At 74.4% G+C, this 19,971-nt stretch carries 13 protein-coding genes; 7 read left to right on the forward strand and 6 right to left on the reverse strand.

Going from position 1 to position 19,971, the window contains the following annotated elements; all coding sequences use genetic code 11:
• The 3 genes from GTR02_RS03165 to GTR02_RS03175 all read left to right on the forward strand — a co-directional run.
• The coding region (locus GTR02_RS03165) for a glycosyl hydrolase family 8 (RefSeq protein ID WP_166606031.1) at window positions 1–1,009 on the forward strand (1,009 nt) is incomplete at its 5' end.
• Window positions 1,010–1,068: 59 nt separating this feature from the next.
• Window positions 1,069–1,323: a hypothetical protein gene (locus GTR02_RS03170; RefSeq protein WP_166606032.1), complete on the forward strand. Its 255-nt coding sequence runs from the start codon at window positions 1,069–1,071 to the stop codon at window positions 1,321–1,323.
• Between the two features lie 100 nt (window positions 1,324–1,423).
• Window positions 1,424–2,893, forward strand: a complete 1,470-nt coding sequence (locus GTR02_RS03175; RefSeq protein ID WP_166606033.1) for a sugar porter family MFS transporter — start codon at window positions 1,424–1,426, stop codon at window positions 2,891–2,893.
• Between the two features lie 49 nt (window positions 2,894–2,942).
• Here GTR02_RS03175 and GTR02_RS03180 read toward each other — a convergent pair whose 3' ends face one another.
• From GTR02_RS03180 to ileS, 3 genes are all read right to left on the reverse strand, one after another.
• Window positions 2,943–3,293, reverse strand: coding sequence for a DUF4233 domain-containing protein (locus GTR02_RS03180; RefSeq protein WP_166606034.1), 351 nt, complete (start codon window positions 3,291–3,293; stop codon window positions 2,943–2,945).
• Window positions 3,290–4,687, reverse strand: coding sequence for a bifunctional folylpolyglutamate synthase/dihydrofolate synthase (locus GTR02_RS03185; protein ID WP_166606055.1), 1,398 nt, complete (start codon window positions 4,685–4,687; stop codon window positions 3,290–3,292). Before GTR02_RS03185 ends, GTR02_RS03180 begins: the two co-directional genes overlap by 4 nt.
• Window positions 4,688–4,818: 131 nt before the next feature.
• On the reverse strand, window positions 4,819–8,046 hold the full coding sequence (gene ileS / locus GTR02_RS03190) for an isoleucine--tRNA ligase (RefSeq protein ID WP_166606035.1): 3,228 nt from the start codon (window positions 8,044–8,046) through the stop codon (window positions 4,819–4,821).
• 367 nt (window positions 8,047–8,413) lie between these two features.
• Between ileS and GTR02_RS23630 the strand changes: the two genes are divergently transcribed.
• A complete protein-coding gene (locus tag GTR02_RS23630) occupies window positions 8,414–9,415 on the forward strand; it encodes a Fic family protein (RefSeq protein ID WP_205708547.1) in 1,002 nt (333 codons plus the stop codon).
• A 119-nt stretch (window positions 9,416–9,534) separates the two neighbouring features.
• On the opposite strand, the gene GTR02_RS03200 is transcribed toward GTR02_RS23630, so the two are convergent.
• The gene (locus GTR02_RS03200; protein WP_166606036.1) at window positions 9,535–11,913 is read right to left on the reverse strand and encodes an MFS transporter; all 2,379 of its coding nucleotides are present in this window, start codon (window positions 11,911–11,913) and stop codon (window positions 9,535–9,537) included.
• Between the two features lie 103 nt (window positions 11,914–12,016).
• Here GTR02_RS03200 and GTR02_RS03205 point away from each other — a divergent pair, with 103 nt between their 5' ends.
• The 3 genes from GTR02_RS03205 (at window position 12,017) to GTR02_RS03215 (ending at window position 16,160) form a co-directional block, all read left to right on the forward strand.
• On the forward strand, window positions 12,017–12,739 hold the full coding sequence (locus tag GTR02_RS03205) for a TetR family transcriptional regulator (protein ID WP_205708548.1): 723 nt from the start codon (window positions 12,017–12,019) through the stop codon (window positions 12,737–12,739).
• Window positions 12,740–12,873: 134 nt separating this feature from the next.
• Complete coding sequence (locus GTR02_RS03210; RefSeq protein ID WP_166606038.1) at window positions 12,874–14,109, forward strand: acetyl-CoA C-acyltransferase; 1,236 nt, start codon at window positions 12,874–12,876, stop codon at window positions 14,107–14,109.
• Window positions 14,109–16,160: a 3-hydroxyacyl-CoA dehydrogenase NAD-binding domain-containing protein gene (locus GTR02_RS03215; RefSeq protein WP_166606039.1), complete on the forward strand. Its 2,052-nt coding sequence runs from the start codon at window positions 14,109–14,111 to the stop codon at window positions 16,158–16,160. Before GTR02_RS03210 ends, GTR02_RS03215 begins: the two co-directional genes overlap by 1 nt.
• A gap of 110 nt (window positions 16,161–16,270) precedes the next feature.
• Here GTR02_RS03215 and GTR02_RS03220 read toward each other — a convergent pair whose 3' ends face one another.
• Complete coding sequence (locus GTR02_RS03220; RefSeq protein ID WP_205708549.1) at window positions 16,271–18,262, reverse strand: glycosyltransferase family 2 protein; 1,992 nt, start codon at window positions 18,260–18,262, stop codon at window positions 16,271–16,273.
• A gap of 105 nt (window positions 18,263–18,367) precedes the next feature.
• Window positions 18,368–19,912, reverse strand: coding sequence for a long-chain-fatty-acid--CoA ligase (locus tag GTR02_RS03225; protein ID WP_166606040.1), 1,545 nt, complete (start codon window positions 19,910–19,912; stop codon window positions 18,368–18,370).
• Window positions 19,913–19,971 lie beyond the last annotated feature (59 nt).

Here is a 19,971-nt window from a genome sequence, read left to right on the forward strand (position 1 = left end):
GCCCCCGCCCGTCCCCGAGGCCGCGCCCGACGCCGTGGCGCTGGCCCGCCGCCACCTCGACGCGTGGGTCGACCCCGACGGCCGGGCGGTCCGTCGCGACACCGGCGGTGACACCGTCAGCGAGGGCCAGGTGAGCGCGCTGCTGCTCGCCGTCCAGAGCGACGACCCGCAGCTCGCCGCCCTGGTGTGGGAGTGGACGGCGGCGCACCTGCAGCGACCCGACGGGTTGCTGGCCTCGCGGTGGGCCGACGGGGCCGTGGTGGACGCCACCCCGGACGCGGCCGCCGACCTGGCCGGGGCCCACGCCCTCGTCGCCGCCGGGCGTCGCTTCGCCGACCCCGCCCTCACCGCGGCGGGGACGCGCCTGGCGCGCGCGGTGCTGGACGCCGGGACGACGAGCACCCCGCTCGGCCGGGTGCTGGTGGGCCGCCCGTCCGGGCAGGTGGCGCCCGGCGCCGCCTCGCCCCTCGCCGTGGAGGAGCTGGCCGCGGCCGTGCCGGACCCGCGCTGGGCGGAGCTGCGCACGGGCAGCCGCGCGGTCCTGGCCGCCCTGCTCGCCGCGGCCACCCTGCCGCCCGACGCCGCGCGCGTGCTGGCCGACGGGCGCGTGGAGGCGCTGGCCTCCCCGGGGGCCGCGGACGTGCAGTTCGGGTCGGTGGCCGCGCGCGTCCCCGTCCAGTTCGCCGCCTCGTGCGACCCCGCCGACACGGCCCTGGCGGCCGCGCTCGCCCCCGCCCTGGTGCGCACCGACAGCCAGGTCCGCGCCCGCTACGACCTCGGGGGCACCCCGACCGTCGACTACGCCCAGCCCGCCTCCTTCGTGGCCGCCGCGGCCGCCGCCGCGGCGGCCGGGGACGACGCGGCCCGCACCCGCCTGCTGGCCGCCGCCGCCCGGGCGGACGCGCGCACCCCGACGTCCTCGGGGGCAGCGGCCGTCGCCCTCGGGGCCGCGCTGCTCGATCCCCGCGGCACCCCGCTGTCGCCCTGCCGCCCACCCGCGCCCCGCTGAGCCGCCGCCGAAGCCCTGGCAGGATGCCTCTCCCGAGCACGAGACGGCAGGAGGACGGCGTGGCGCCACGCAGCGACCGGGAGGACACCCGGGCCCAGGAGGAGGCGCTCCGCGCGGCCCGCGACGAGGCCGCCGACGTGCTGGCCGAGCTCGCGGCGGAGGCGAAGTCGCTGAGCCGGGCCTACGCGGCGAGGTCCGTGCGGATCCCCGAGGCCTCCGCGCTCGCGGGGCTCGTCGACGCCGCGCGCCGCGCCGAGGAGGCCGTCGACATCGCCGCCCACGACCTCGCTACCGCCCGCGGCGAGGACGCCTGAGCGCTGCGGCGCCTTTCGAGGTGCGGTCCGCGATCTCCGGGCGGAGCATCGTGGATCGGACTCCGGACCCGGAGCCCGTGGCACGACCCGGGAGCCCGCCATGTCGCACGCAGGAGGTCCGGCCGGCGAGGCGGACGAGCAGCAGCGCACCACGACGAAGGTGGTGCTGATCTCGATCGTCGCCGCCATCGGCGGATTCCTCTTCGGCTTCGACACCGCCGTCATCAACGGCGCCGTCAAGGCCGTCACCGAGGAGTTCCGGCTCGGGGACTTCCTGTCCGGCTTCGCCGTATCGTGCGCCCTGCTCGGCGCCGCCGTGGGCGCCTGGTTCGCCGGGCGGCTGGCCGACCGCTACGGCCGGAAGGCCGTGATGATCGTGGGCGGTGGCCTGTTCGCGATCAGCGCCGTGGGTTCCGCGTTCGCCTTCGGCGTCGTCGACCTCATCCTGTGGCGCGTCGTCGGCGGCGTCGGGGTCGGCGTCGCGTCGGTCATCGCCCCGACCTACATCGCCGAGGTCGCTCCCGCGCACATCCGGGGCCGGCTCGCCTCCCTGCAGCAGCTGGCGATCACCGTCGGCATCTTCGTCGCCCTGCTGTCCGACGCCTTCATCGCCAACACCGCCGGGGGCGCGTCGGAGGAGGCGTGGCTGGGCTGGGACGCCTGGCGCTGGATGTTCCTGGCCGGGGTCGTCCCCTCGGTGGTGTGGGCGTTCCTGGCGCTGCAGGTGCCGGAGTCGCCGCGCTACCTCATCGCCCAGGGCCAGACCCAGAAGGCCACCGACGTCCTGCGCGAGGTGCTCGGCACCAAGAGCCTGGACGCGCTGCAGCGCAAGGTGGCCGACATCAAGCAGAGCATGCGCCGGGAGCACGACCCCAGCCTGCGCGACCTGCTGGGCCACCGCTTCGGCCTGCTGCCCATCGTGTGGGTGGGCATCCTGCTGTCGGTCTTCCAGCAGGCCGTCGGCATCAACGTGATCTTCTACTACTCCACCGTCCTGTGGCAGGCCGTCGGGTTCGAGGAGTCGCAGGCCTTCACCACGTCGGTCATCACCTCGGTCACCAACGTGGTGGTCACCTTCATCGCCATCGCGACCGTGGACCGGATCGGCCGCAAGCCGCTGCTGCTCGTCGGTTCCGCCGCCATGGCCGTGTCCCTGGCCGTGATGGCCGTGTCCTTCGCGCAGGCGACGGGTGGGGTGGAGAACCCGTCGCTGCCCGCCCCCTGGGGCGTCATCGCGGTCGTCGCCGCCAACGCCTACGTCGTCGCGTTCGGGGCGACCTGGGGCCCCGTCGTGTGGGTCCTGCTCGGGGAGATGTTCCCCAACAAGATCAGGGCGGCCGCCCTCGCGGTGGCGGCGAGCGCGCAGTGGCTCGCCAACTTCGCCATCTCGACGTCGTTCCCGTCGCTCGCCTCGGCGGGCCTGCAGTTCGCCTACGGCCTCTACGCCACGTTCGCCGCGCTGTCGTTCGTCTTCGTGTGGCGGGCGGTGCGTGAGACGAAGGGCCGGGAGCTGGAGGACATGGGCGCCGACACCGACGTCCGCGACGCGAAGGTCGACCGCCGCCGCTGACGGCGCCGGCGGCGGCCGGGGCCGCGCGGGGACGGCTGACCCGGACGGGTCAGCCGTCCAGCCGGCGGGCGACCTCCGCCTGCTCGCGCTCGATCTTCCCGCCGAAGTGGATCGCCGCCCACCAGATGACGGCGAAGACGAGACCGATGCCGAACATCATCGGGACCCAGAAGCCGCACGCCACGATCACGGCCTGCAGGACCCAGCCGAGCGCGTAGCCCGCGGGCCGCCGCAGCATCCCGGCGCACAGCAGGCAGAGCAGCAGGAGCACTCCCCCGGCCACGAGCGACGTCGTCAGCCCGACGCTGGAGAGGCGGCTCGCGACCAGCGTCGCGAAGAACACCACGAGCGCCTCCGCCACGAGGGTCGTCGCCGCGAGCGTGCGCTTGGGCGACCTCACGACGTCCGTCCGAGCAGCCGGCGCACGTCGCCCGCGAGGACGACGGAGCCCGCGACGAGCACGCCCGCCCCGGAGCCGCCGTAACCGCCGCCCGAGCCGCCGTCGGCCTCGGCGAGGTCGACCGCCATCGTCAGCGCCTCGTCCAGCCTGTCCGCCTGGTGCACCCGGTCCTCCCCGAACACGTCCTCGGCCACCTCCGCCAGCTCCGCGACCTCCATCGAGCGCGGTGAGGAGGATCGTGTCACGACGACCTCGGCGAGGACGGGCTCGAGGGCCTGCAGGACCCCCTCGACGTCCTTGTCGCCCGCGACCCCGACGACCCCGACGAGCCGCGACAGCGTGAACGCCTCGGCGACCGCCTCGGCCAGCGCCCGGGCGCCGCCCGGGTTGTGGGCCGAATCGACGAGGATCGTCGGCGAGGTCCGGACCACCTCGAGGCGCCCCGGCGACGTGACGTCGGTCAGCGCCCCCTCGACGAGGCCCGGGACGAGCGTGGTGCCGGGCAGGGCGAGCAGGGCCTCCGCGGCGCTGAGCGCGACGGCGGCGTTCTGCGCCTGGTGGGCGCCGTGCAGCGGCAGCAGCACGTCCGCGTAGGTGCCACCGCGGGTGCGCAGCGTCAGCAGCTGCCCCCCGACGGCGAGCTCCCGGGAGACGACGCCGAAGTCGACGCCCTCGCGCACCACGGACACCCGCTCGGTGGCGGCCTTCACGAGCAGGACGCCCTCGGCCTCCTCGGCCTGGGCGGCCAGGACGACCGTGGCGCCGTGCTTGATGATCCCCGCCTTCTGCCCGGCGATCTCCTCCAGCGTGGAGCCGAGCCACGCCTCGTGGTCCATCGAGACGGGCGTGACGACGACGACGTCGGGCGCGACGACGTTGGTCGTGTCCCACGTGCCACCCAGCCCCGTCTCGACGACGGCGACGTCGACCGGGGCGTCGGCGAACGCCGCGAAGGCCATCACCGTCAGCACCTCGAAGAAGCTCAGCCGCGCGTGGCCGCGGGCCGCCTCGCGCTCGTCGAGGATCCGCACGACGGGCTCGACGTCGTCCCACGCGCGCACGAACGCCGCGTGGCTGATCGGCTCGCCGTCGACGGCGATGCGCTCGGTGACGTCGACGAGGTGCGGGCTGGTGAACCGCCCCGTCCGCAGGTCGTGCTCGCGGACGAGGCGCTCCACCATGCGCGCGGTCGACGTCTTGCCGTTGGTCCCCGCGAGGTGCACGACCCGGTAGCTCAGCTGGGGGTCGCCCAGCAGCGCGCAGGCCTCGCGGACCCGGTCGAGGCTCGGGTGGATGCGGTGCTCCGGGTTGCGCGAGAGGATCTCCGCCACGACCCCGTCGAACCGGGGGTCCTCCTCCTGCGGGCGGAGCCGGGCCGCGCGCACGCGGTCCATCTCGGCGCCGCTGCTGCCGTCGCGCCGCGGGGGCCTCCCGTCGGCCGAGCCGTCCTCCGGCCCGTCGTCGTCCTCGTCGCCCTCGATCGGCCCGTCCAGGAACCGCTCGGGGTACTCGTCGTCATTGCCGCTCACCGCTGCTCCGCCTTCTCCACCGAGATCCGGACCTCGTGGCCCTCAACCGTGCCGACGAGCGTGGCCGCGTCCAGGGCCAGCACGTCGGCGGAGGCCGCGGACCCGAACTGCTGGGCCAGCGTCTCCTCGATCACCAGGTTCTGGTGCGCCACGACCGCCGCCCAGACGGGCCCGTCCGCGGCCACCGTCAGGCGGATGCGGTCGGACACGTGCAGACCCGCGTCGCGCCGCGCCTGCTGCACGAGCCGGACGACGTCGCGGGCGATCCCCTCGGCGGCCAGCTCGGGCGTCACCGCGGTGTCGAGCACGACGAACCCGCCACCGGGCAGCGGGGCCGTGGCCCGCCCGGCGTCCTCCCCCTCCACCACCAGGGCCCGCTCGAACTCGCCGGGCTGCAGGGCGACCCCACCGGCGACGACCGTGCCGTCGGGCTGCTCCTGCCAGTCCCCCGCCTTGGCGGCGCGGATCGCGGTCTGCACCGCCTTGCCGAGGCGGGGCCCCGCGGCGCGCGCGTTGACCGTCAGTCGCTCGACGACGCCGAACTCCGCGATGCGGTCGGGCGTGCCCAGGGCCACCTCGCGGACGTTGACCTCCTCGGCGACGAGCTGCGCGAAGTCCTGCAGGGCAGCGGGGTCCGCGTCGAGGACCTCCAGGCGCGTGAGCGGCAGCCGCACGCGCAGCCCCGCGGACTTGCGCAGCGACAGCGCCACGGAGCAGACCGCGCGCGCCTGGTCCATCGCCGCGACGAGCGCCGGGTCGGCCGGCAGGTCGACCGGGTCGGGCCAGTCGGTGAGGTGCACCGATCGTCCGCCCGTGAGCCCGCGCCAGACCTCCTCGGAGACCAGCGGCAGCAGCGGGGCGACGAGCCGCGTGGTGGTCTCCAGGACCGTGTGCAGCGTGTCGAGCGCGGCCCGGGCCCGCGGCGACTCCCCGTCCCAGAACGCCGACCGCGACCGGCGCACGTACCAGTTCGTCAGCACGTCGAGGAAGTCGCGTACGCCGACGCAGGCGCCGGAGATGTCGTAGCCCTCCAGCTGCGCCGTGACCTCGGCGACCGTGTCGTGCAGCTTGGCCAGCACGTAGCGGTCGAGAACCTCCTCCGAGGCCGTGCTCCAGCGCGCCGTGTGGCTGGAGGTGGAGGAGTACAGCTGGAAGAACTGCCACGTGTTCCACAGCGGCAGCAGCACCTGGCGCACCGAGTCGCGGATGCCCTGCTCGGTGACCACGAGGTTCCCGCCGCGCAGCACCGGGGAGCTCATGAGGAACCACCGCATGGCGTCGGAGCCGTCGCGGTCGAGGACCTCGTTGACGTCGGGGTAGTTGCGCAGCGACTTGCTCATCTTCCGGCCGTCGTCGCCCAGCAGGATCCCGTGGGAGACGGCCGTGCGGAACGCCGGCCGGTCGAACAGGCCCGTCGCGAGGACGTGCATGTTGTAGAACCAGCCGCGGGTCTGCCCGATGTACTCGACGATGAAGTCGCCCGGGTAGTGGCTCTCGAACCAGTCGCGGTTCTCGAACGGGTAGTGCACCTGGGCGAACGGCATCGAGCCCGAGTCGAACCAGCAGTCGAGCACCTCGGGGACGCGGCGCATGGTCGAGCGCCCCGTCGGGTCGTCGGGGTTCGGCCGGGTGAGCTCGTCGACGTCCGGGCGGTGCAGGTCGGCCGGGCGCACCCCGAAGTCGCGCTCCAGGTCGTCCAGCGACCCGTAGACGTCGGTGCGGGGGTAGGCGGGGTCGTCGGAGGTCCACACCGGGATCGGGCTGCCCCAGTAGCGGTTGCGGCTGATCGACCAGTCGCGCGCGCCCTCCAGCCACTTGCCGAAGGAGCCGTCCTTGACGTGCTCGGGGACCCAGGTGATCTGCTGGTTCAGCTCGACCATGCGGTCGCGGATCTTCGTCACGGCCACGAACCAGCTAGAGACCGCCCGGTAGATCAGCGCGTTGCCGCAGCGCCAGCAGTGCGGGTAGGGGTGGTCGTAGGTCTCCAGGCGCAGCAGCAGGGCGCCGCTGGGCACGCCGTCGCGCAGCGTGCGGGAGATCTCCTTGTTCGCGGCGAAGACGTGCAGCCCCGCGAAGTCGGGCACCTCGTCGGTGAAGGTGCCGTTCGAGGCGACGGGCACGACCGGCACGATGCCGGCGGCGTCGGTGACGAGCTTGTCCTCCTCGCCGAACGCGGGCGCGATGTGCACCACGCCGGTGCCGGAGTCGGTCGTGACGTAGTCGGCGGCCAGGACCTGGTGGGCGTTCTCGCGCCCCGCGAAGTAGTCGAACGGCGGGGTGTAGCGAACGCCCAGCAGGTCGGCGCCGCGGTAGCGGGCCACGACGCGCTCCCCCGCGTCCTCGCCGAGCTCGCGGGCGTGGTGGGCCAGGCGCGCCTCGGCCAGGAGGAAGCGCCGGCCCGCGTGCTCACCCGCGCCCTCGACAACGACGTAGTCGAGGTCGGGGTGCACGGCCATGGCGAGGTTGCTCGGCAGCGTCCACGGCGTCGTCGTCCAGATGAGGGCGAGCACGCCGTCGAGGTCCTCGTGCCCACCGTCGCCGCGCAGCGCGAAGCCGACCGTGACGGCCGGGTCCTGCCGGTTGCGGTAGACGTCGTCCAGGCGCGTCTCGGAGTTCGACAGCGGGGTCTCGCAGCGCCAGCAGTAGGCGAGGACGCGGAAGCCCTCGTAGACGAGCCCCTTGTCCCACAGCGTCTTGAAGGCCCACATGACCGACTCCATGTAGTCGGTGTCGAGGGTCTTGTAGTCGTCCTCGAAGTCGACCCACCGCGCCTGCCGCGTGACGTAGGACTCCCACTCGCGCGTGTACTTCAGCACCGACGTGCGGCAGACCTCGTTGAACCGGGCGACGCCCAGGTCCTCGATCTCGGACTTGTGGGTGATGCCCAGCTGCCGCTCGGCCTCGACCTCGGCGGGCAGGCCGTGGCAGTCCCAGCCGAAGCGGCGGTCCACGTGCTGGCCGCGCATGGTGCGGAACCGCGGCACGACGTCCTTGACGTAGCCCGTCAGGAGGTGGCCGTAGTGGGGCAGCCCGTTGGCGAAGGGCGGGCCGTCGTAGAAGACGAACTCCCCCGCGGCCGAGCCGCGACGCGCCTCGACGCTCGCCGGGAAGGTGCCGTCGGCCGCCCAGGAGTCCAGGACCCGCTGCTCGATCTCGGGGAACCGGGGGCCGGGGGTCGCCGCGGTCTGCTCGCCGGTCGTCGTGTCGGACACCGCGTCGGACATCGTCCACTCCTCGCACAAGTGCATCAGCCACCTGCGAGGACGACTCCCGCCGGGTCCGGCGGTGCCGCGGTACCACCCCGCTTGCCGTCGTCCCCGCTCCCCGGCGCAGCGGGTGACGGCGACGACGACCGCTCGTCGCCCGGCTGTCACGGGCCGGACCCGTCCGGTTCTACTCAGGCCGCGGACGGCCCGTTCTTCCGGAGGCTCGCCGGTGATGGCCGGGTCGACGCCTGTGCGGACGAGTCTAACCGCGGCGGGGACCCGGGGCTTCCCGGTTCCCCGCGGCGTCCGAGGTCGGCGGTGCCTCGACCCCCTCCGTTGGTACGATCATTTAGCTCGAGGTGAGACGTACCAGGACGGAGGACGGGTGAGTCGCGGACGACCGACGCGCGCCACCGTGTACCGGCGGCTCGACACCGCGATCACCGACCTGCGGGACCGGCTGGGCGGACTGCCCACACCCGAGGAGGCTTCCGCCGTCTGGGTGGACATCTGGCACCTCGAAGCCCACCACTCCACCGCTCTCGAGGGGAACACGCTCGTCCTGCGTGAGGTGGAGCAGTTGCTCGAGCAACGCCGGCCGGTCGGCCGCAAGCCCTTGAAGGAGTACCTCGAGGTTCAGGGCTACGCCACGGCGGCGCAGTGGGTGTACGCCCAGGGACACGACCGGCAGCGCCACGAGCACCTCATCGTCCTCGACGAGCTGCGGCACATCCACCACCTGGCGATGTCGCCGGTGTGGGCGGTGGCCCCCCACGAGCACGCCACCGCCGACGAGAGCCCGGGGAACTTCCGACGCCACGACATCGCCCCCTTCGCCAACGGGATGACGCCGCCGAGCTGGCCGCTGGTCGAGGCCGACCTGCAGCAGTGGGTCACGGAGGCGTGCAACCTGGCGACGCAGGTCGACGATGCGCCTTGGCCGGAGCGGGTGGCGGAGGTCCACGCCGCCTTCGAGCGGGTGCACCCCTTCCTCGACGGCAACGGGCGCACGGGACGGCTCGCCCTCAACCTCATCCTGGTCCGACTCGGTCAGCCGCCCGTCATCGTGCTCAAGCAGCAACGCCCGGCGTACCTGGGCGCACTCGCGAAAGCGGACGCAGGCGACCCGGGCCCACTCGGAGAGATCGTCGCGCGCGCGATCACCGACAACCTGCACCGGTTCATCATCCCGAGCGTCGCCGGCCCGGCGCGCATGGTGCCCCTGCCTGCGCTCGTCACCCCCGAGGTGACTCTCATCGCCCTGCGTCACGCAGCGCGCCGGGGCCGTCTCGAAGCCCACCAGGACGCCGACGGCACCTGGCGCAGCTCACGGCGAGCCGTGGACCGGTACCTCAGCACGCGGTTCCGTCGCGCCCGGCCGACCTGAGGCTCGGCTGGATCGTCGCGCTCCGCGCTGCTGGTGGACGACTCGTCGTGCGCCGCCCCTCGACGACCGCAGGGCCCGCCCCCGGACGGGAGCGGGCCCTGCGGGCGGGGTCGGGCCGGTCAGCGACCGAGCTCGACCTGCGTGGCCGCCGTGGCGTCCTCCTCGACGTCCACGCTCGTGGCGACCGGGGCGTAGCCGGACGCGGTGAGCGTGTACTGCCCGCCGGGCAGGTCGGAGAAGGCGTAGGCGCCCTGGTCGTCGGTCACCGCGGCCGCGACGACCTCGCCGTGCGCGTCCAGGAGCGTCACCGACGCCTCGCGGACGCGGCGGCCGTCGCTGGCGGCGACGACGGTGCCCGTCAGGCGGCCCCCGCCGGTCAGCTGCAGGTCGCAGGTCAGGCCTCCGCTGTCGGGGATCTCGACGCTGCGGGCCAGCGGTCGGTGCGCGTCGCTCTGCACCGTCAGGACGAAGCGGCCGCCGAGCAGCTGGGCGAAGGCGTAGCCGCCGTTCGCGTCGCTGCGCGTGGAACCGACCACCTCGCCGGTGACGTCGGTGAGGGTCACCAGCGCCCCGGCGACGGGCGCCGCCGTGCCGGTCCCGGGCTCGCGGCTGCCGACGACGCCGGCGATCGAGGCCCGCCCGGACAGCGGGACGTCGTGGTGCACCGAGGTCGAAGCCACGGCGACGAGCGTCGCCGACGGCTGGACGTGCGCGGCCGCGACGATCAGCAGGTACGTCCCGCCGGTCGGGAGGGCGAGGACGTAGGAGCCGTCCGCCCCGGTGCCCGTCCGCGTCACCTGCCGGCCGGTCTGGTCGGTCAGGGTGACCACCGCACCCGCGAGGGGCCGGCCGCCGGACTGCCGCACGGTCCCCGAGATCGTGAGGCCGGCGTCGCTGCGCGCGGCCTGGGTGGGCACGGTCGCGGCGGCCGCCCCGTCCGCCTCGGCGGTGCCGGAGGGCGCGTGCGCCGCCCCGGGGACGTCGGTGGAGGCGGCGACGTCCGCCGCGTCGACCCCGGGCTGCGGCACGCCGCGGCGCAGCAGCAGGAAGGACAGCACGGCGCCCGCGGCGAAGATGCCGGCCGACCACCAGAACGCCGTGTGGTAGCTCGCGAGGGTGGCCTGCGCGAGCTGCCCGGGCGTCGGCTGCCCGCTCACGTTGTCGGCGATCCAGTTCGTGGCCGCCGTCCCCGCGAAGGCGCTCAGCAGGGCCGTGCCGATCGAGCCGCCGATCTGCTGGGTCGTGTTCGCCATGGCCGAGGCGACCCCGGCGTCGTCGGCGCGCACGCCCAGCGTGGCGGTCGCCATCGCGGCGGAGAACACGAACCCGAGCCCGACGCCCTGCACGAGCAGGCCGGGCAGGATCGTCGAGGCGTAGGGGGAGTCCAGCTCGATGCGCGTGAGCAGCACCATGCCGACCGCGGCGAGCAGCGCGCCCGTGCTGATGACGGGGCGCGGGCCGAAGCGGGCCAGCAGCGGTCCGCCGAGCAGCGCGGCCGCGACGGAGATCGCGGCGATCATCGGCAGGAACGCCAGGCCGGTCTGCACGGGGCTGTAGCCGAGGCTGTTCGACATGTAGTAGGTCAGGAACAGGAAGACGCCGAACATACCGGCGCCCGTGACGGCCAGGGCGAGGAGCGAACCGCCACGGTTGCGGTCCAGGACGATCCGCAGGGGCAGCAGCGGGTGCGCCACCCGGCGCTGCAGCACGACGAAGACGACCAGGACCACGACGCCCGCGGCCAGGAACCCCCACGTGGTCGGGCTCGACCAGCCGTCGGACTCGGCGTTGGCGAGGCCGTAGACGACGCCGACGAGACCGAGGACCGCCGTGACGGTGCCCCACCAGTCCAGGACGGGGCGCTCCTTGGAGCGGTCGTTCGTCAGCAGCAGGACACCGGCCGCGACGGCGAAGACGGCCAGCACGACGTTGATGTAGAGGCACCAGCGCCAGGACAGGTGCTCGGTGAGCAGGCCCCCGAGCAGCAGCCCGATCCCACCGCCGGCGCCGGCCACGGCCCCGAAGACGGAGAACGCCTTCGTCCGCATCCGCGGGTCCGTGAACGTGGTGGTCAGCAGAGACAGGGCCGCCGGCGCGAGCATCGCGCCGAACGCGCCCTGCAGCGCGCGGGCCACGATCAGCGTCCCGAACCCCTCGGCGGCGCCGCCCAGGGCGGAGGAGGCGGCGAAGCCGACCAGGCCGACGAGGAACATCAGCTTGCGGCCCAGCAGGTCCGACAGCCGGCCGCCGAGCAGCAGGAGGCTGCCGAAGGCCAGCGCGTAGGACGTGACGACCCACTGGCGGTCCTCGTCGGAGAACCCGAGGTCCCGCTGGGCCGTGGGCAGCGCGATGTTCACGATGGTCGCGTCGAGCACGACCATCAGCTGCGCGAGGCAGAGGACCGCGAGCACGACCCACTTCGCGCGCGAGGATCCGGGGTCGCCGCCGGCGTCGGCGGCGTCGTCGCGGGCGACCGCCACGGGCGCGGGAGTCTGCATGGGAGGGCCTCCAGATGACGCGGAGACCTCTTCTCCGCTTCGGCCGAGAGTAGCAGCCGAACTTGAGCAAGCACCTCCGCTTGTGCGGTCTACGCTGACCCGGGTGAGCGAACGACTCCCCCGCGCGGACGCGGGCCCCGCCGGGCCACCGGCCGCCGCGCCGGGACCGGCCGAGGCCTGCCGGCCCCTGCGCCGCGACGCGGAGCGCAACCGCCGGCGACTGCTCGACGCGGCCCGGGAGGTCTTCGCCGACCGCGGGTTCGCCGCGACCCTCGACGACGTCGCCCACGCCGCGGGCCTGGGCGTCGGCACGGTCTACCGCCGCTTCCCGGACAAGGACGCGCTCGTCGAGGCCCTGTTCGAGGAGCGCATCACGGGGCTCGTCGAGCTCGCGGAGCACGCCGCGCAGGCCGAGGACGCCTGGACCGGCCTGGCCGGCTTCCTCGAGGCGGCCAGCCGGCTCATGGCCGAGGACCGCGGCCTGCGCCAGGCGGTGATGTCCCCGCTGCACGGGCGCGCGGGCGTGGCGCTGGCCCGCGGCCAGCTCGTCCCCCGCGTGGAGTGGCTGCTGCAGCGGGCGCGGGACAGCGGCCAGCTGCGCGCCGACGTCGCCTCGAGCGACGTCGTGACGGTGCTGGAGGCGGTGCAGGTGGCGGCGGAGATCGGCGGCACGGCCCACCCGGAGCACTGGCGCCGGCTGTTCGCGGTGCTGCTCGACGGCCTGCGTCCCCCGCCCGGTGGCCACCCGGACCTGCCGGGGGCCCCCCTGAGCGAGGAGGAGCTCGACCGGGCGATGCGCCTGCGCAAGCACGGCCGTCGCGACTGAGCCGGCGGCCCGGGAGGCCCGCTGCGCCTCCCGGGCGTTACCTGTCACCGCCGGTACCGGATACCTGGGACCCGCGCGTAGGGTGGCGGCGGACCGGCTCGAGGAGCCCGGTCCGTCACCGACGAGGAGGTCCCGTGGCCCGCACCACCCGGAACGTCGTGTTCACCGACGGCGTCCGCACACCCTTCGGCAAGGCCCGGCCGGACGGGCTGTTCGCCGGCACGCGCGCCGACGACCTGGTCGTCGCCTGCCTGCGCGAGCTGCTGCGCCGCAACCCGTCCCTGCCGCCCGAGCGCGTCGAGGAGGTCGCCGTCGCGGCCGCCACCCAGACGGGTGACCAGGGCCTCGTGCTCGGTCGCAGCGCCGCCCTGCTGGCCGGCCTGCCCGTCACGACCCCCGGGTACGCGATCGACCGCTGGTGCGCGGGGGCCATGACGGCCGTCACGACCGTCTCCGCGAGCATCGGGGTGGGCGCGCTGGACGTCGCCCTCGCGGGCGGCGTGGAGCACATGGGCCACCACCCGCTGGGCGCCGGCATGGACCCCAACCCGCGCTTCCTCACCGAGCGCATCGTGGACCCCGACGCCCTGGACATGGGCAAGACGGCCGAGTCCCTGCACGACCGCTTCCCCGCGCTGACCAAGGAGCGCGCCGACGCCTTCGCCGCCGCCAGCCAGCGGAAGTTCGCCGCGGCCGTCGCCGCCGGCCAGGTCGCCGCCGACCTCGTGCCCGTCGCGGTCCGCGACGCGCAGGGCGCCTGGGGCCTCGCGAGCGCCGACGAGCTGGCCCGCCCGCAGACCACCGTGGAGGGGCTCGCGAGCCTGCGGACCCCGTTCCGCCCGCACGGGCGCGTGACGGCCGGCAACGCCTCCCCCCTCACCGACGGCGCGACCGCGTGCCTGCTCGCGGCCGAGGACGTCGCGACCGAGCTCGGCCTCGCCCCGCGCATGCGGATGGTCGGGTTCGGCTTCGCGGGCGTGGAACCCGAGGTGATGGGCCTGGGCCCGATCCCCTCGACGGAGAAGGCGTTGCGGCACGCGGGCCTCGGGATCGGCGACATCGGCCTGTTCGAGCTGAACGAGGCGTTCGCGGTGCAGGTCCTGTCCTTCCTGGACCACTTCGGGATCGCCGACGACGACCCGCGCGTGAACCCCTACGGCGGGGCCATCGCCATCGGCCACCCCCTCGCGGCGTCGGGCGTGCGTCTCATGACGCAGCTCGCGCGGCAGTTCTCCGAGCAGCCCGAGGTCCGCTACGGCGTGACCGCCATGTGCGTCGGTCTCGGGCAGGGCGGCACCGTCGTGTGGGAGAACCCGCACCACGCCGACTTCGTCCCCGCGACCGACCCCGCCACGGCAGGAGCCCGCTGATGCCCACCCACCTCCGCCTCGTCGACCTGCCCGGCGGGGCCGGCCCCCTGGCCCTGCTCACCCTCGACTCCGGCGACCCGCGCCGCCCGGCCACCCTCGGCGCCGAGGCGCTCACCTCCCTCGACGAGGCGCTCGCCGTGGCCGAGGGCCTCGTCGAGACGGCGGGCGTCGTCGCGATCGGCGTCACGGGCGTCGACGGGGTGTTCTGCGCGGGAGCCGATCTCGGCGCCGTCGCGACCGTGACCGAGCGCTCGGTGAGCGAGGAGCTCGGCCGCCGCGGGCACGCCGTGCTCGGCCGGCTCGGCACCGCGGCCGTCCCCACGTTCGCCTACGTCAACGGGCTCGCCCTCGGTGGCGGCCTCGAGACGGCCCTGAACTGCACGTACCGGACGGTCTCCACGGGGGCCCGCGGCCTCGGCCTGCCCGAGGTCCACCTCGGCCTCGTCCCCGGCTGGGGCGGCTGCTACCTGCTGCCGCGCCTCGTCGGGCCCGCCGGTGCCGTCACGGTGGCGATCGAGAACGCGCTCGCGAACAACCGCAGCATCGACGGCCCGGCGGCGCTGCGCCTCGGGATCGCCGACGCGGCCTTCCCGCCCGCCGACTTCCTGGTGGAGTCGCTGCGCTGGACGGCGTCCGTCCTGCGGGGCGACGTGGTCGTCGACCGTCCGGACCACACCGCGGACGCGGAGGCGTGGGAGGCCGCCGTCGCCCGCGGTCGTGCCGTCGCCGACGCGCGCGTGCACGGGGCGGCCCCCGCCCCCTACCGCGCGCTCGAGCTCCTCGCCGGGGCGCGCACCGCGACGCGGGAGGAGGGCTTCGCCGCCGAGGACGCGGCGCTCGCCGACCTCGGGGTCTCCGACGAGCTGCACGCGGGCCTGTACGCGTTCACCCTCGTGCAGCGCGCGGGCAAGAAGCCCCAGGGCGCGCCGTCCGCGGACCTCGCCCGCAAGGTCACCAGCGTGGGCGTCGTCGGCGCCGGCCTGATGGCGAGCCAGCTCGCGCTGCTGCTGCTGCACCGCCTGCGGGTCCCCGTCGTGCTGACCGACGTCGACGACGCCCGCGTCGACAAGGGCGTGGCGTTCGTCCGCTCCGGCGTCGACGACCTGCTGGCCAAGGGCCGGATCACCGCCGACACCGCGAACCGCCTGCGGGCGAACGTGTCGGGGTCGACGGACAAGGCCGCTCTCGCGCAGGCGGACTTCGTCATCGAGGCCGTGTTCGAGGACCTCGCGGTGAAGCAGCAGATGCTGGCCGAGCTCGAGCCCCTGCTGCGCGAGGACGCCGTCATCGCCACGAACACGAGCTCCCTGTCGGTCTCCGCCATGGCGGGCGTGCTGGCGCACCCCGAGCGGTTCGTGGGGTTCCACTTCTTCAACCCCGTCGCGGTGCTGCCGCTCGTCGAGGTCGTGCGGACCCCGGAGACCGACGGCGCGACCCTCGCGACGGCGTTCGCCCTGGGCCGCACGCTGAAGAAGACGTGCGTGCTCGTCAGCGACGCGCCCGCCTTCGTCGTGAACCGGGTGCTGACGCGCATGTTCGACGAGGTCATGCGGGCCATCGACGAGGGCACGCCGCTGCTCGAGGCCGACCGCGCGGTCGACCCGCTGGGCCTGCCCATGTCGCCGCTGCGCCTGGCGAGCCTCGTCGGCCCGCCGGTCATGCTCCACGTGCACCGCACCCTGGCGGGCGCGTTCCCCGACCGCTACCGCGTCTCGGAGAACCTCGTGCGCTGGGTCGAGGCCGGCAGTCCCGACCTCGTCACCCGCAAGGGGCCGGTCGCCCTCACGGGCGCCGAGGAGGGCGTCGTCGAGCAGGGCGACGCGCCGTCGACGGCGGAGCAGGTCCTGGTGCGCGTGCAGGACGCCCTCGCCGACGAGATCTCCCGGCTGCTCGCCGACGGCGTGGTGGCGCGGCCGCAGGAGGTCGACGTCTGCCTCGTCCTCGGCACCGGGCACCCGCTGTTCACGGGTGGCATCACGCCCTACCTGGACCGCACGGGCGCGAGCGAGCGCGCGACCGGCCGGCGCTTCCACGAGGTCGGCGCCTTCTAGGCGCGAGAGCGCAGCGGGGAGGGCGTCGGGCGGTCCGCGCGACGCCCTCCCTGCTCTCCACGCCCCGGCCCCCCGCCCTGCCGGGTGGCGGTCGGCCCCCGGCGCCGGGCTCAGGCCGCCTGGACGTCGCCGCCGGCCGCGAGGGGCAGCGGCTGCGCCCCCGACGGTGTGGCGGCGAGCAGGCCGGCGGAGAGCTGCGCGTGCGTCACCATGCCCTGCTCCACGGCCAGGTCGCCGAGGCGCATCCAGGCGGCGTCCGTCGTCGCCTGGAGGTCGAGCAGGCTGCCCAGCTGCGCCGGGGTGAGGACGCCCTGCGCCACCAGGACCGCACCGATGCGACGCGCGCGCACGACGGGCCGGAACCTCTCGACCAGCGCAGGCACCCGCTCGGCCGCGTTGCCGCCCAGCACCTGCAGGAGCGGTGCGGCACAGACGAGGGCGGTCAGGGACATCCAGAAGTACAGCGTCGGGTAGTCGTGGTCCTGCAGGAGCCCGTCCACCACCGCGACGACGGCCACCGCCAGCCAGAGCAGGTGCGGGCGGAACGTGCGCCAGGTGTCACCGGTCGCGGCGCTGCCCTTCGCCGTCACCACGTAGGACAGCGGTCGGCCGGCCAGCTGGGCTGCCGCCGCCGCGACGTAGACGGGTGCGGTCAGCAGGTCCAGCACCATCCCGCACAGGCCCCACGACCTCCGCTCGTGCTCCACGAGGTTGAACCGGCGCATCGTGAAGCAGAACACCAGCCCGAGCAGGAGGTTGACACCGAACAGCGCGCCCCACATCAGCAGGGGGAGGTCGGTCACCGAGACTCCCCCGACGAGGTACAGCGATGACAGGAGGATCCCCCCGACCCAGGCGAGCGACGTCGTCGGGTAGTGGGTCTGCAGGGCGAAGAAGGACCACCGCTGCGCCCGCGTCCGCATGGCCGGGAACACCGTCGGGGAGTGCCGGCGGGCGATCTGCCAGATGCCGTAGGCCCACCGCTTCTGCTGGCTGAAGAAGTCCGAGTACGTGGCCGGGCCCTCGCCGACGGCGATGATGTCGGGCGTGTAGACGCCCTTCCAGTTGCCGCCGGTCCGCTCGTTCACCGCGGTGTAGAGCACCATCGACGTCAGGTGGTCCTCGATGATGCAGTCCTGGTAGCCGCCGATCTGCCGGAAGGCGACCGGCCGGTACAGGTGGTTGGTCCCGATGAGCAGCGGAGCGTCGTGCCCGTTGCCGCCGCGCTGGATGACACCGTGGAAGAGGTACGCGAGCTCGGCCGAGCCACGCGCCACGAAGGACTCGCTGAGGTTGCCGTAGACCTGCGGGGCGACGACGAAGGCGACGTCGGCGTCGTTGAAGTAGCCGAGCGTGCGCTCCAGGAAGTTCGGGAAGGGCACGTGGTCGGGATCCATCTGAGCGACCACGTCGTAGTCCAGCTCGTGGTCGTCCCGCCAGCTGTTGTGGTTGCCGTGCTTGGTCTTCGCCCGGTAGGGGCCTGCAGCCTGGTTCCACTCCGGCCGGCCCCTGCGGCTGAAGTGCTTGACGCCCATCTGCTCGCACCGCCGCCTGACCTCGGGGTCGTTCCCCTCGTCCAGCAACCACACGTCGAGCGGACCGTCGTGGCGGACCCGCTGCATCGCGCGCAACGTCGCCATGACCAGCTCGACGGGTTCCTTGCCGGGCACGATGGTGGTCAGCAGGGCCACCCGCTGCCCCGTCCGGGCTCGCATCGGAACGGGGTCCCGAGCCTGACCGGCGTGGTAGGTGATGGTCCAGGTCCGCAGCGCGGCGATGAGCTGGAGCGCCACCATGACGAGCAGGCCCGCCGCAGTCAGGACGTCGAGGAGCGCGCCCCCGTCGAAGCCGGGCAGGTTGCTCGGCAGGAGGAGGTAGCCCGCGAGCGCCAGGGAGGTGGCGATGTGCAGCCACCCCAGCGACAAGACCCCGCGCCGCTGACGCGGGGTGAAGGCGTCGCGGTACTGCACCGTGTCGGAGGCGGGCTGCAGCGCCCCGGTCGACTCGGTGACGACGCGACCGTAGAGGCGGCCGGGAACGCGCCGGTCGGCTGACGGCAGCGCAGGAGGCTGCCCGAGGTCCGGGTCGGGTCGAGGATGCACACTGGTGGATCGACCGACCCGTCGCGCGACCTGAGTCGGCGAACGGGGGACAGCCGCTGCGCCGCACCCCCGGCTCCACGGCGCGGGGGCTCGGGCGCGTCCCCCTCAGACCGGGCCGGCCGCCCCCGCGGCGCCCGCCACACTCGACGTCGCCGGGACGTCCGGTGCCGTGATCCTGCGCTTGAGGATCTTGCCGGTCGCACCCTTCGGCAGCTCGTCGACGAGCCACACGCGGCGCGGGTACTTGTAGGCCGCGAGCGCCGCCTTCACGTGCGCCTGCAGCTCCTCGACCGTGGCGGTGGCCCCGGGCCGCAGCACGACCGCGGCCCCGACCTCCTCGCCGAGCAGGGCGTCCGGCACGGGCACGACGGCGGCCTCCGCGACGGCCGGGTGCTCGTAGAGGACCTCCTCGACCTCGCGCGGGTACACGTTGTAGCCGCCGCGGTTGATCATGTCCTTCTTGCGGTCGACGATCGTGTAGTAGCCGTCGGCGTCGCGCGTCGCGAGGTCGCCCGTGGCGAACCACCCGTCGGCGTCGATCGCCAGGGCCGTGGCGCCCGGGTCGTTCCAGTACCCCGTCATGACGTTCTCGCCGCGCACGACGATCTCCCCGATCTCGCCCTCCGCGCTGACGGTGCCGTCGGCGGCGCGCAGCGCCATCTCGCAGCCGCGCACGGGGACGCCGATCGTGCCGGCGCGACGCTCGCGGTCCGGCAGGTTGAACGAGGCGACGGGTGAGGTCTCCGAGAGCCCGTACCCCTCGAGGATCGCGCAGCCGAACCGCTCCTCGAACGCGCGCAGCACCTCCACGGGCAGGGACGCTCCCCCGGACACGCACTGCCGCAGCGCACTCACGTCGTAGTCGCCCGCCGTCGGGCAGTTCAGCATCGCCGAGTACATGGTCGGGACGCCCGCGAAGTACGCCACCCGGTCGCGCTGCATGACCGCGAGCGCCGCCTCGGGCGTGAACCGCGGCAGCAGCGTGAGCTGCGCGCCCGCCACGACGACGGTGTTCAGCGCGCACGTCTGGCCGAAGGCGTGGAACAGCGGCAGCGCCCCCAGGACGACCTCGTCGGTCCCGAGGCTCGCGAGGGTCTCCTGGCTCGTGACCGCGTTGCTGCGCAGGTTGTGGTGGGTCAGCTGGGCGCCCTTGGGCGCACCCGTCGTGCCGGAGGTGTAGAGGATGACGGCGGTGTCCTCGTCGGCCGCGTCGTGGACGTCCGGGTCGGGGTCGATCCCGGCCAGGAGGGCCGCGGTGGCCGCGGGCTCGACGACGACCACGCGGGTGTCGACGCCCACGGCGCCGGCCTGCGCGGTGTCCGCGACGCCGTGCCAGACGAAGGCCAGGACGGCGCCGGAGTCGGCGAAGTAGTGGGCGACCTCGCGGGCGTGCAGCAGCGGGTTCATCGGGACCACGACGCCGCCGGCGCGCAGGACGCCGTAGTAGAGGACGGCGAAGTGCGGCACGTTGGGCAGCATGACAGCGACGCGGTCGCCGGGCCGGACGCCCTCGGCGCGCAGGTGCGCGGCGGCGCGGGCCGAGGCGTCGTCCAGCTGGGCCCACGTGAGGACGTGGTCGTCGAGCCGGATGGCGGGCCGGTCCGGCCGGGTCCGGGCGTGCGAGGGGAGGAAGTGGGCGAGGGTGCTCATCGGTGCTCCTGCAGGCGTCGTCGACTGACAGCTGCCTCGGAGTCTCACACACCGCCGGG

It is taken from the genome of Kineococcus siccus, from assembly GCF_009906795.1.
Lineage (GTDB): Bacteria > Actinomycetota > Actinomycetes > Actinomycetales > Kineococcaceae > Kineococcus > Kineococcus siccus.

Excerpts from the sequence above, each read along its gene's own strand:
- GTR02_RS03175 (WP_166606033.1), top strand. The coding sequence starts at position 1,424 with ATGTCGCACGCAGGAGGTCCGGCCGGCGAGGCGGACGAGCAGCAGCGC.
- GTR02_RS03185 (WP_166606055.1), bottom strand. The coding sequence starts at position 4,687 with ATGGACCGCGTGCGCGCGGCCCGGCTCCGCCCGCAGGAGGAGGACCCC.
- ileS (WP_166606035.1), bottom strand. The coding sequence starts at position 8,046 with ATGTCCGACGCGGTGTCCGACACGACGACCGGCGAGCAGACCGCGGCG.
- GTR02_RS03200 (WP_166606036.1), bottom strand. The coding sequence starts at position 11,913 with ATGCAGACTCCCGCGCCCGTGGCGGTCGCCCGCGACGACGCCGCCGAC.
- GTR02_RS03215 (WP_166606039.1), top strand. The coding sequence starts at position 14,109 with ATGCCCACCCACCTCCGCCTCGTCGACCTGCCCGGCGGGGCCGGCCCC.
- GTR02_RS03225 (WP_166606040.1), bottom strand. The coding sequence starts at position 19,912 with ATGAGCACCCTCGCCCACTTCCTCCCCTCGCACGCCCGGACCCGGCCG.